10 protein-coding genes and 2 pseudogenes are annotated in these 12317 nt (G+C 57.5%); 5 read left to right on the top strand and 7 right to left on the bottom strand.

The window, feature by feature from the left end; genetic code table 11:
• The first annotated feature begins 139 nt into the window (after window positions 1–139).
• The 3 genes and pseudogenes from PCE31107_RS14230 (at window position 140) to PCE31107_RS14220 (ending at window position 2586) form a co-directional block, all read left to right on the top strand.
• Entirely contained in the window at window positions 140–1198 is a 1059-nt protein-coding gene (locus PCE31107_RS14230) for a porin (RefSeq protein WP_080982279.1), read from the top strand.
• A gap of 391 nt (window positions 1199–1589) precedes the next feature.
• Window positions 1590–1862, top strand: a pseudogene (locus tag PCE31107_RS14225) (acyl-CoA dehydrogenase family protein); the annotation flags it as partial.
• 121 nt (window positions 1863–1983) lie between these two features.
• Window positions 1984–2586, top strand: a complete 603-nt coding sequence (locus PCE31107_RS14220; RefSeq protein WP_124684263.1) for a helix-turn-helix transcriptional regulator — start codon at window positions 1984–1986, stop codon at window positions 2584–2586.
• Window positions 2587–2759: 173 nt separating this feature from the next.
• Here PCE31107_RS14220 and PCE31107_RS14215 read toward each other — a convergent pair whose 3' ends face one another.
• The 3 genes and pseudogenes from PCE31107_RS14215 to aceE form a co-directional block, all read right to left on the bottom strand.
• Window positions 2760–2981 (bottom strand): ferredoxin, encoded by a 222-nt coding sequence (locus PCE31107_RS14215; RefSeq protein WP_196765233.1) that lies wholly within the window; start codon window positions 2979–2981, stop codon window positions 2760–2762.
• Window positions 2982–3001: 20 nt separating this feature from the next.
• Entirely contained in the window at window positions 3002–4318 is a 1317-nt protein-coding gene (locus PCE31107_RS14210; RefSeq protein ID WP_081201625.1) for a cytochrome P450, read from the bottom strand.
• 109 nt (window positions 4319–4427) lie between these two features.
• Window positions 4428–4790, bottom strand: a pseudogene (aceE, locus tag PCE31107_RS14205) (pyruvate dehydrogenase (acetyl-transferring), homodimeric type); the annotation flags it as partial.
• A 151-nt stretch (window positions 4791–4941) separates the two neighbouring features.
• Here aceE and PCE31107_RS14200 point away from each other — a divergent pair.
• Entirely contained in the window at window positions 4942–5385 is a 444-nt protein-coding gene (locus PCE31107_RS14200; RefSeq protein WP_043355349.1) for a MarR family winged helix-turn-helix transcriptional regulator, read from the top strand.
• A 357-nt stretch (window positions 5386–5742) separates the two neighbouring features.
• Here the strand turns inward: PCE31107_RS14200 and PCE31107_RS14195 are convergent, their stop codons facing one another.
• The 4 genes from PCE31107_RS14195 to PCE31107_RS14180 all read right to left on the bottom strand — a co-directional run bounded on the left by PCE31107_RS14195 (window position 5743) and on the right by PCE31107_RS14180 (window position 10799).
• Window positions 5743–6762, bottom strand: a complete 1020-nt coding sequence (locus tag PCE31107_RS14195; protein WP_043355348.1) for a LacI family DNA-binding transcriptional regulator — start codon at window positions 6760–6762, stop codon at window positions 5743–5745.
• A gap of 129 nt (window positions 6763–6891) precedes the next feature.
• Window positions 6892–7878: a Bug family tripartite tricarboxylate transporter substrate binding protein gene (locus tag PCE31107_RS14190; protein WP_043355346.1), complete on the bottom strand. Its 987-nt coding sequence runs from the start codon at window positions 7876–7878 to the stop codon at window positions 6892–6894.
• A 58-nt stretch (window positions 7879–7936) separates the two neighbouring features.
• Window positions 7937–9160, bottom strand: coding sequence for a CaiB/BaiF CoA transferase family protein (locus tag PCE31107_RS14185; protein WP_043355344.1), 1224 nt, complete (start codon window positions 9158–9160; stop codon window positions 7937–7939).
• Between the two features lie 34 nt (window positions 9161–9194).
• Window positions 9195–10799 (bottom strand): FAD-binding oxidoreductase, encoded by a 1605-nt coding sequence (locus PCE31107_RS14180; protein WP_043355342.1) that lies wholly within the window; start codon window positions 10797–10799, stop codon window positions 9195–9197.
• A gap of 472 nt (window positions 10800–11271) precedes the next feature.
• Here PCE31107_RS14180 and PCE31107_RS14175 point away from each other — a divergent pair, with 472 nt between their 5' ends.
• A complete protein-coding gene (locus tag PCE31107_RS14175; protein WP_043355340.1) occupies window positions 11272–12153 on the top strand; it encodes a LysR substrate-binding domain-containing protein in 882 nt (293 codons plus the stop codon).
• Window positions 12154–12317 lie beyond the last annotated feature (164 nt).

Here is a 12317-nt window from a genome sequence, read left to right as displayed (position 1 = left end):
GCCGCACGATAGGCGGCCCCGTCGGGACGGGATCGATAGCCGCCAAGATCCGTCCATGAGGGGTGGCAGCCCTGCCATCCCTCTGACCCTCTGAAAACACCGCCCAATCCGGGTGGCAGCCCAGAATGAAAGTTGCCCTATGAAACGGACGCTTATTGCAGCCGCAATCGCTACTGCCTGCTCGTACACCCATGCACAATCGTCCGTCACTCTCTATGGCGTGGCAGATGCGGGCGTGGAGTTTCTGAACCATGTCCCCAATGCAGCCGGCCAAGCCAATAGTCTGGTACGCATGACCTCCGGGAACACTGCCGGCAGTCGCTGGGGCCTGCGCGGAGTGGAGGATCTCGGGAACGGACTGAAAGGCGTATTCGTGCTGGAGGGCGGCATGGCTCTGGATTCTGGCATGGCCGTGCAAGGCGGACGGCTGTTCGGTCGAAAAGCATATGTTGGTATAGACAGCAGCCGATTTGGACAGATTACGCTCGGCCGCCATCACAACCTGCTCTTCGATCTGATCATCTCATTCGACCCGATGCTGTTCGCTCCAAAGTATTCGTCGTTCAATCACGACGCCTGGCTGGCGGGGCGAACCGATAACTCAGCGAAATACACCGGTACGTTCGGCGGGTTGACGGTTGCGGCACTCTACAGTTTCGGTGTCGATTCAAGCGTGGCCAATGGTTCCGAGGTTCCGGGAAACAGTCGAGTTGGACGGGATATGAGCGCTGGGTTCACGTATCAGGCCGGCAAATTCCGCGTCGGCGGTGCCTACGACCAACTCAACGGCAGTTCTGCCGTTACGGATGGTAAGACCGAGCGTCGCTATGTGGGAGCGGTGGCTCTCGATATAAATCCTGTTAGCGTGTATGTGGGTTATCGCCGGTTAGTAAGTCAACTCGTGACATCGATGCCACGAACGGACCTTCTTTGGGCAGGTGTGAACTGGAATCTGGCGCCATCCTTTGCATTAACAGGTGCAGCCTATAAGACCAATGACCGGACCTCGGCAAAAGACCCTGTCTCCTTTGTGCTGTCAGCCGACTATCGCTTTTCCAAGCGCACTGACGCCTACATCACGGCCTCCTATACAAAGAACAATGGCGGCTCAGCACTTGGCGCTAACGGCTACGACGGCTCAGTATTGCCCGGGAATAACCAGTTCGGTACAGTAATCGGGCTGCGCCATAGTTTTTGACCTGCAGTACTCCCTCTCGCAAGTCCGCGCTGTGCCATGAGCAAGTGCAATCGCATGGAAGGAATACGAACCAGGCAAGCATATCAGGGCTGAGACTTGGTCGAGCCATGTTCACCGGTTGTCCACTTTGACCGATGAAGGAACGTTCATCTCGTCAGTTGAATGGCCTCTTTTTTGGGCGAAGCCGACGTCTGACCGTCCGAGTGGCGCGACGGCCGAATGGCCCATCCTGGCCGTTCGGCGCCCTCCAACCACCCGCGTCACACGATACGTTGCGCCGCACAAGACGAATTCAACCACGAAATACGGATACCCAGATCTTCTTGCTGGCTGCGAGCCAACGTCTGCGATAGGACAAAAGTCTTAACGGGCAATATTTTCCGAATTCTGAAGCCGCCCCTACTACGCCTCGCTCAACGTCAACGCGCCGGCGAACCAGAGACGTCGCGCCATGGCACAAGCGAAATATCAGTTGGGCGGGTCGATGCGATTCGTCGGCCAGCAGGCCGTGCAATTGCACGGTGGGATTGGAATGACGGATGAGTATATCGTCAGCCACTATTTTAGACGCCTTACCCAAATGGAATCGGTGTTCGGAGATACGCTGCATCATCTGGCGCAGATGTCGGACTCCATGCATCCCGAGCTTGACAAGGCTGCCTAAGGCGCCGCGAAGAGTAAGTGCTCGATGAATTGCGATGGCGGGTGACCCTCATCGTTTCCGGCAGCGCGGTGGTACATCCTCGCGCTGCTCATAGTATCGGACCGGGATAGTAGCGTAATTGATGCAGACGCAACTTCAGTCACGAAGCCAAGTCGGGATCCATGATATTTTTCTTCCAATTCCAATGAAAGTGACTTCGTTGAGTGGCGAGCAGATAATCATCCGACAAGGCTATTCACGCGTAATTAAAGAGGGGAAGTTCGTGAAGCTCCCCGCTTTTTCTCCTGCGAGTCTGTTCTTGGGCGGCTCTATTTTTAAGAGCTCGCATTGCAGCTTCGATCTGGATGTAACTAGTTATTCTGTGGTGCGTGATCAACCAATGCACGATCTGTGGGATTCCAGGCCGCTTTGGGAGGCAATTTCATTGTCGGTGTTTATGAATCCAAAGGAAGCTTGGAATATTGCAGATATAGCGGATAGTTTGCAGACAACATCCTCGAGAGTCAGGCGGACCCTCTTCAGCCAGGGCAATTGCTTCACGGAAATATGTAACACGCAGCGGCTTATGCGTTCGCTGTTCGAATTGGCAGGACTGGAAAGATCTATACCGGATATTTCGAACAGAATTGGGTGGAGCCAATCCTATGACTTTGAGTCATCTTTCTATAATAGATTTAAAGTTTCGGCAGATGTTATTTGCGGAATGAAATTTTATGCCCGCTAGGCGATCTATTTAGAGGAGCTCTACTGAACGTTTGCCAGCCATCAACCGCTTCGAAAGAGATGGGCGGCCGTTGGGCAGGCCGCCCTCTTTTGCGATGGAAGTACCATCCGCCCCAGCCTCGCGCGCGCAGGCTGCTCGTGCCGCCGTGATGCCGGCGGCCGTTGCCCCGATGACTACGATTTGCTTAGGGGAATCATCAGAGAGCCTCGTGAATCTCGATTGCCAACGCCGGACAGATCCCAGCAGCCAAGCGTGCAGATTTTGTATTGATCGGCCGACGGATCGGCATTCAAAAGAATGACGATTCCGTCATCCTTTTGGTCGAACAGATCCGGCGCATTGACGACGCATTGGCCGGAACCGCAGCATTTTTCGGGATAGATTGTGATTTTCATCGTGATTCGCCGTAGTGGATTTACCAGCTAACGGGCAGTGCCCTAACACCATACATGAGCGAATCGCTCTTGAACGCGAGGCTCTCGATGGGCACGGCCAGCCGAAGATTCGGCAGGCGCTTCAGTAGGGCGGTGAACATGATCTGCATTTCGACTCTGGCGAGAACTTGTCCCATGCACTGATGCGGGCCGTATCCGAATGCGATCTGTGTCCGGGCATCACGGCGGAGGTCAAAGACGTGGGGATCTTTGAACTGCTCCTGGTCGCGATTTGCGGAAATACTAAGCACGACAACGGGATCACCGGCTCGGATCAATTGCCCATTCACGACAACGTCCTCCAGTGCGACACGTCGCGTCCCGGACTGTATGACATCCAGGAAGCGTAGCATCTCCTCCACCGCGTTTGGAACGAGGCTTGGATTCTGGCGAAGCTCTTCCCAGATGTCCGGCCTCTGAAGTAGGAAGAGCACCCCCATCGACGTCGTATTTGCCGTCGTCTCGTGCCCGGCAATCAGCAGAAGCCTTCCAAGCGAGACCACGTCTGTTTCAGTGATATCGCCCTTCCGTACATGATTAACGATAAGGCGACTGAGGATGTCCTCCCCGGGGCTTTCGGATCTCTTCGCCACCAGTTCACGCAGGTATTCGCACAACGCTTGATTCGCGGCGCTAGCCTCTTCCCTCGTCGCGGTGCTCGACGTCATGATCATCGCCTGTTCTTGGAAGAAGTCGTGATCGTCGTATGGAACACCAAGCAACTCTGAGATAGCCAATGCTGGTGTCGCCAATGTAAAGGCGCTAACCAGGTCAGAAGGCTGCGGCCCCATCGCAAAATCTTCCAAGAGCTTGTCCACGATGGCCTGAAGTCGCGGCCGCAGATTCTCGATCTTTCGGATCGTGAATTCGCTGGTCAGCATCCGCCGTTGCTCTGAATGCTTGGGTTCATCCATGGTAATGAAGGTCCGGTTACTACTCCGAACAACCTTTACTGCGGCGCTGGAAGAGGGAAATCCCGGATGTGAGACGTCGGAGCTAAAGCGAGAGTCCGACAAGACAGCGCGAACATCGTCATAACGCGTGACAAGCCAAGCGATCTTTCCGTCCCAAAGCTTACCTTGTGCCAATTCGCCCTTCTGTTGCATCTGGAAGAACACCGGCGGCGGCGCCAAGGGATCTACGCGCTTAGGGGGGAAATCTGGGATTCCGCCGCTGTCGCCCTCAGCGTGAAAAGGACACGCTGATTTCGGCTCGTTCGCAGCCGCATCAAAAGGACAGCGCCCTTCTACCGCGGAAGATGGGTTGGAGGAAGGGGTGGGAGCAGGCGACTCCGTCATGGAAATATCTCCGAGGGCGATTGGTGGCTAATGTTAGGTAGCCTACCTATGTGGCGCAAAGGGGGGTTTACCCTCAACAACAGAATCGAAGGTCGACCCGTAGACATCAGAAGAAAGCGGAGAACCCATATGTGGCGATATGCCCGCCGACGTTGGAGTGCTTGCCCGCCCGCAACACCATCGCCATGGCATTCCAGCGCGCCATGGCGGCCAGTCGGCGCTCGATCGAGGTGTCGCCTGGGTACGGCTGCTCGCCCGATTCGGCAATCGTATTGACGTAGGGCGTCGTGATTGCGCCATGGAAATCCCCGTGTCGGGCCGCGTCCGATTCATGCAGGCGGCCGATCAGGTAGTGGGCGCGTTCGCGGCCTTCCACTTCGGTCACGGCGGCCAGGGCCTCAATCCATTCCTGGGTTTCCTGCGGGTCCACATCCAGCGGCAATACGTGTAGCGGCAACACCGGGGCATTCATCTCTGTCTCCATGGGATTGACGGGGCTTCGGTTCGCATCAGGCCCGGTCGGATAGGCGTGGCCATTGCGCTTCAAATAAATTGCAGTTGCAATCGTCTGGGCATTGTGAGCGCTCTGCGGCATAATTGCAACTGCAACTATTGGAGATACCATGTCGACTGAGAAGCCGGATTTGTGGTTTTCGTTTGTACGGTCGCACCGGGCCTTGATACGTGAGGTGGATCGGCGTCTTGCCGAGGCTGGACTGCCTGTCTACGCGTGGTACGACGTGCTGTGGGGGATTGAAAGCGGGCCGGAGGAAAGCCGCCGGATGCATGAGCTGGCCGATGTGCTTGCCATCGAGCGGTACAACCTGACTCGCCTGATTGACCGGCTGGAGCGTGAAGAGCTGGTGACCCGTATCCGGTCAGAGGAAGACGGCCGCGCCGCGTTCGTGTCCGTCACACGGCAAGGTAAGGCCTTGCGCAAGAAGATGTGGGGCATCTACGAGGCGGCGGTCAAAGAACTGTTTCTGGCCGAGTTCCGGCCGGAAGACATCGGGCGATTTTCTCGTGCGCTGGATGCGGCGGCAGCCAAAGCGGGGTGGCCGAAATAGGTTCGAACTCCCTTTTCGTGCGGTGACGCTTCTGGCTCGCGCCGGAGGGGACGAATGTGTCCGCTTTTTGGGACACGTTCGACTTAGTTGGCAACGGCGGTACCCTGACGCCTCAATCAAAGGTCAGTGGCATGACCGGCGCTTACCGGCCCACCCTAAGCGGACATCAGGATGGAGCAGAGACTGATATCCATTAGGCGCCCCGCATGACTGAAGAATTCCCTCAGAACGTTGTCTGCAACGCTTCATTTAATAGCTGGACAACGTATGCTTCGACCGCTTTGTGCCCGGTGAGGGCCTAGCTAGAGCGACGGCTGAGTTCCGTCCGTAGCGACAAAACGTAGTTTGGCTCACCAACTATTGGGGCGGCGCCGTACTTTCGCGAACTACAAGGTCAGGCTCGAACTCGGTCTGAATGCGTTTGGACCCGCCTTCAATCTGATCAACCAGGTTACGAGAAGTAAGTTCGCCAATCAGAACGGGATTCGAGTGTACGGTCGTGAGTGCGGGCGTCATCAGTTCCGCCATCTGCCAGTCGCCGAAGCCTGTAACTGAGATGTCGCTCGGAACCGATAGTCCCAATGTGCGGCACTCCGCGATCGCTGCCACAGCAACGAAGTCATTGATGCATATCAGGGCAGTCGGCTGTTCCTGATGCGGCAGCGAGTCATTACGCTCGAGACAGGTCCGAACCGCTTGCCGGACGGCAGATGCTTCGTACGGTGTCGGGAGAATGCGGTCGTCGGGTATCGAAATGCCGTTCTCACTGAGGACGTCTTGGATGCCCAGAAGTCGTTGAGAGGAGAGAAATTGAGTCTCTAGTGGCCCTGGGAGGACGGCAAACTTTCGATGTCCCTGTTTGACCAAATAGCTCGTCAACCTGCGCATCGCCAAGCGATTGTCATATCCCACCGTGGGATGCATACCCTCACGATCGACGGCCCACATTAGGACATACGGAATGGCATGCTTGTGGATTAGCGAGAAGACGTCAGGGTGATGCTGTGACCCGATAATGGCGATTCCGTCGACTCTGCGCTCCAAAAGCGCGCGCGCGCAGCGTAGTTCTGTCTCACTGTCGTCCCGGTGGCACGTCAATAAAACGGTGTATCCGAGCCGATCGAGCTGCGCCTCTAAGGTATCGACCGCTTTCGCGTAAAGCTCGTTCATCAGTGTCGGCGCAATGATGCCGACCGATCGCGTGCGCCCTTGACGCAGGTCCCGAGCCGAGGAAGACGGGACGTAGTTGAGGCTTGCGATGGCGTTCTGCACGCGCTCCAGCGTGTCAGGTCGCAGCCGATCCGGCGATGTCAGTGCACGGGAGACTGTTGCCGAGGAAACGCCGGCGAGGAGGGCGACTTGCTTGACATTCACCATATCGGATCAGCGGTTATCTTCAGCCTGGGATATCGGCCGACTGCCGTCATTGTAACGACCTTGGTAGTCCACAGGCAGTTTCCGTCGTCGGGGGGTATCCCGACGACGGACCGGCATTCCCGGTGAGGGCTAGTCGAGCCGGACCTTTGCTGAATCAGCCACGCGCTTCCATTTCGTAACTTCGGTGCGCAGAAACGCATCGAATGCTTCCGGGGTGCCGCCTGCGATCTGCGCGCCTTGAGCCATCAGCTTGTCGCGGACCTCCGGATCCTGAAGGGCTTTGTTGAACTGGCTGTTCATCTTAGCAACGATGGCTGGTGAGGTCCCGGTCGGCACCATAAATCCACCCCAAGAAACGGCTTCGTATCCGCTTATCCCGAGCGCTTCATCTACCGTCGGCACATCGGGCAGTGCCGGCAATCGAGTCTTGCTCGTGACCGCAAGAGCCCTGAGTTTTCCACTCTTGACATGTGGCATTCCAGCAAGCGCGGTGGGAAGGGCAACATTGATCTGCTGACCGAGCACGTCTGTGAGCGAAGGCGCGTCTCCCTTATAGGGAACGTGGTTCATCTTGACGCCAGCCATGGTACTAAGGAGTTCCCCGGCCAGATGGCTGCCCGAACCGTTGCCTGCAGATCCAAAGGTAATCTGTCCTGGCTTGGCCTTTGCTAATGAGACCAGTTGGCGCAGGTCCTTCACCGGCGAATTTGCTGCCGTGACGATAATGAGCGGCACCTTTGTCACCAAGACAACTGGCGTAAAGTCTTTCAGCGTGTCATAAGGAAGTCTCCCGTATACGGCCGGGTTGATGGCATTCGGCCCAAGGTTGGCCATCAGCACGGTGTAGCCGTCAGGCTGCGCCTTCGCAACGGCTTCATTAGCGATGATGCCGTTTGCGCCAGGCCGGTTCTCCACAACAACAGACTCTCCCCATGCCTGGCTAAGCTTAGCGCTTAGGAGCCTGGCGGTCACGTCTGAGGCGCCGCCAGGGGGATATGGAAGAACGACCCGAATCGGCTGGACCGGCCATTCCTTAGCGTGGGCGGCGGCCAGACCGATGGTCAGTGTCACTCCGCAAACGGCTAATGCCCCCGCAATTCGTAGCAATCGATGCATGTCTGTCTCCTTTGAACGTGATCTTTATGGTGATCACTGTGGTCGGGCGGATTACACGTCAGATCGTCCCATCGCGGCGCATTGCCTCAATTTGCTCCACAGACTTCCCGAGCTCATTTTTCAGGATGGTTTCAGTGTGTTCGCCCAGCGCTGGGGGCGCGCGAAGGTAGTCGATACTGCTGCGAGAGAACTTGATAGGGTTCGCAACCTGGGGCGCGCTTGCACCGCTGCTGTGGGGCAAAGAGAAAACCATTTCACGCGCCCGGATATGGGGATCCTCCAGTGCTTCTGGAATGCTCTGGATCGGGCCACAAGGTACGCCGACCGATTCCAGCAGTTTGAGCCACGTGTCTCTCTCTTCTTCTTCAAAGCGAGCCGAGAGCACCTCCACAAGACTTTCACGGTTCTTTAGACGATCCGCATTGCGTCGATAGCGGTCATCATCCGGAAGATTGATTAAACCCAGCGCTTCGCACATGGCTCGGAACTGCCGGTCATTACCGACTGCTACGATCAGAGAGCCATCGCTTGCAGGGAATGACTGATAAGGTGCGAGATTGGGGTGCGCGTTGCCCCAACGACGCGGGTGGCTCCCGCCCACCAAATAGTTCGAGGCCTGGTTTGCCAGCCACGCCACCTGCGTATCCAGCAGGCTCATATCGATGTACTGCCCGCGGCCACTGCCGACTCGCTCAAATAGCGCGCTGACAATTGCAACGCTTGCATACATGCCAGTCATCAAGTCCGATATGGGCACCCCGCATTTTTGCGGGCCGCCACCGGGGACGCCGTCGCGCTCGCCTGTGATGCTCATCAGCCCGCCCATGGCTTGCACCACGAAATCGTATCCAGCCCGCTTGCGGTATGGGCCCGTCTGCCCGAAGCCGGTGATGGAGCAGTAGACGAGCCGAGGATTGATCTCACTCAGGGTCTTGAAGTCCAACCCGTAACGTTGCATATCGCCGAACTTGTAGTTCTCAACGAAGACGTCGCAATCTTTGACTAGCTCGTGCAGCAAATCCTGACCGACCTTGCTGCTGACATCCAGAGTGATCGAACGCTTCCCGCGATTGGCGCAAAGGAAGTACGCCGACTCTTCCGTCGTCGTGCCATCCTCACGAGTAAGGAACGGCGGGCCCCAAGCTCGCGTGTCATCGCCGGTGCCGGGACGCTCAACCTTCATCACGTCAGCGCCCAGGTCGGACAATAGTTGCGTGCTCCAGGGTCCAGCAAGGATCCGGCTCAAGTCTAGGACCTTGATACCTGCAAGGGGGCCTGCCATATCTCCTACTCCTCTTTTTTGAGTTTCTAACTAATTAGCTCGGGTCGAACAGCACGCCAGGGTTCAAGACCTGGTGCGGATCAAAGGCCTGCTTGGCGGCCTTTAGCGCGGTGCAGAACAGCTCCGGCCGTTCCTTGTCGTACCAAGGGCGATGGTCCCGACCAAGCGCATGGTGGTGGGTCACCGTACCGCCTGCGTCCACCATGGCTTGCTCTCCAATGCGTTTGATCGCTTGGAACTGCTCGGGCAATCGAGCCTTATCGCCATAGGCAAACCACGTGAAATATGGCGCAGGGCCATCAGGGTAGAGGTGGGTAAAGCGGCAAGTCACCGAACCCGGGCGGCCGGTAACTTCGCGAATGGCCCGATGCGTTTCTGCCTTGACGTGCGCGTGAAGAGCGGCGAACTTGTCCCACGTGCACGCGGTTTCCATGGTCTCGCGCATGACGCCGCGAGCAATGGCGTACTCGCGCAGGTATGGGCCGCGCAGGAACTTGTTTCGCCAGCTCGATGTCGCAGCGTCCGCACCACCTTGGTTTCCGCTGACCGGATCATCGTCCCATTCGCCGCCGCACTCCGCGCAAATTTCCAGTGCTCGCTTCAGGCGTGCCTCGACCGGGTGGTCGGCGGACTCGAATCCCAGCACGAGAATGTCATAGCTGCCGTCGCTCGAACCCGTGTACAAGGCTTCTTCGCGTTCCACAAGGCGGGCATTGGCAGGGTTCAGTCCAGATTGAGACAGTACCCGTGTGGCCTCGACAGCGCGCGCATAGTCACGGAAACGTACGGTCACCTGCTTGCGGAAGACCGGCCGGCGGTGAAGCTTGACCCACGCCTCGGTAATGATGCCCAGTGCGCCTTCGGAGCCGAGGAAAAGTCGATCCGGATTGGGTCCCGAACCCGATACCGGGAAACGTCGGGATTCAATGGCACCCTGGGGCGTTACCACTCGCATGCTCTCGACGTGGTCGTCGATCTGAGTGAACGCGGTCGCAAAGTGGCCTGCTGCTCGCGTTGCGATCCAACCCCCCAGTGACGAGAACTCCCACGCTTGCAGGAAGAATCGCATGGTCAGGCCGGTGGGCTTGAGCTGTCGTTCCAGCTCCGGGCCAAGGACGCCCGCTTGAATGCGCGCGGCCTGCGATGTTTGGTCTACCTCCAGCACTTTGTTGAAGTGCTTCATGTCGATGGACACCACGCCACGGTAACGATCGTGCTCGGGCGGATTCACGCCGGCCACGACGCTGGTGCCGCCGCCGTACGGAACTGCAGCAACGTTCTGGCGCCCGCACCAGTCGAACAGGTCCACGATGTCCTGCTCAGTGCGCGGGTAGGCGATGACGTCCGGCGGGTTGGAAAATTCCCGGCGCATTGCGCGCGCAACATCCATGGTGCCCGCGCCGTAGGTGTGATACAGGCGGTCGTAATGATCGCTTGTGCAGATTTCGCGAAGCGACGCGGGCAGCTGTACGCGAGGTTTGCGCAGCGAAATTTCTTCGGGCGTCGGAAAAGGTGTCGCTTCGAAGTGCTCGACACCCAGCAAGCGTGTCCACGCTGCCTCGAACTCCCGGATTTCGTCCGGCGTGACGGTGTCACCCTCATAGCCCCACCCGTAAAACTTACGACGACGTTCCTGCATTGTTGCCTCCTGTGTGATGTGGTAATCGATTACATACGTTACGGTAACCTGCATCAGAGACTGTAAATAACCAATGCCAGTACGGTGATGAGGCGAAAACAGCACTGCGTGCAATCGATTACATAAGTTTAGATTGGTGCGGCATAATGTCAAGCAGTTAACGCAGTCGCGGCCATGGGTTGGAGCAGGAGTCGACGAAGAGATCGGATCGCTAAGAGACCTTCCCGCGGCGAGGTCACTGTGGGTTGGAGAGCGACTTACTTGGTGGTCTTCCCTTGCAGGGCGTCACGTACGTCCTTGCCTGAGGACCCAGTGAGTCGATCCTGAGCAAGCAATCTGGGGGCGCTTGCTCGTTGCAGCGTTGGCATGGTGCTCGAGCGACAGAGCAGCAAGAAGTGTGGCCGCTCCCTAGGCCTCAAGCGATGACATGCGGCATATCCGCCCTGGGTAGCCCACCAAACGGAGAGAAGATATGGCCCTGCAACACATCCCGCCCATTCAATGTCTTGTCACCTTCGAGACGGTTGCAAGGCTTCGGAGCGCCACACGTGCCGCCGACGAGTTGTGTGTAACAACCAGCGCCGTGAGTCATCGAATCCGCCAGCTTGAATCTCACCTCGGTGTTGAACTCTTCGGGCGGAGTGACTTCACGCTTTCTGCACATGGTGCAGCGTACCTGGCGAATGTCCGAAGCGGCCTCGCTGCGCTACAGCAGATGCCGGTCAAAAATGGAAAAGCCTCTTCCACGCGACTGCGGGTCGCGGTGACCCCAACTTTCTCCAGGCAGTTCCTGATGCCCAAACTGGAACTGTTCCGCAACAAGTATCCGGACATCGACCTTATCTTGCAGGTCTCCATCCCATTCCTGGACGTCACAGCCGAGCCATCCGATTTGGAAATCCGGTACGGCGCCGGCGGATATGCGGACGTCGATCATCGCGTCGTTCTCTCGGAGGAGGTGGCGCCGGCTTGCAGCCCTACCTATCTCAACGAGTTCGGCCCCTTCGAAGGCTTCGAAATGGCGGGTGAAATCGACCAGGCGCGTCTGATACGTAGCCCGCTTGAGCCTTGGACGACATGGTTCTCCTCATGTGGATTGACGAGAACGGAGCCGCATGTGGGCGCTCAATTCAACGATCTAGGGCTTCTCTATGACGCAGCCGCGTGCGGGTTCGGCGTGGCACTAGTGAGGACCCGTATGGCGCAGTCATGGCTAGAGGGGGGGCGACTCATCCGCATATCGGATCGATCCGTGCCTTCACCGATGGCGCACTACTTATGCTGGGAACCTGGGGCCCTGGAGAGATGGGAGTGCGCCGCCTTTATGGAGTGGCTCACCGACTCGCTAAGTTGAGCGGCCCAAACACGGCAATCAAGTTTTCTGCAACTCAACCGCAAATAACTCTCAACCTGCTATATCGCGTGATTGTCTACAGTCAAGTCATGGCGTCTCGTCGACGCCTTTGACAGAAGTGTATTAGAACCTCCCCACACAATGCATCGCATTCATCGCTCAAC

The organism is Pandoraea cepalis, assembly GCF_902459625.1.
Lineage (GTDB): Bacteria > Pseudomonadota > Gammaproteobacteria > Burkholderiales > Burkholderiaceae > Pandoraea > Pandoraea cepalis.
The sequence above is the reverse complement of the archived record's forward strand: the minus strand, read 5'-3'. Positions and strand labels throughout refer to the sequence as shown.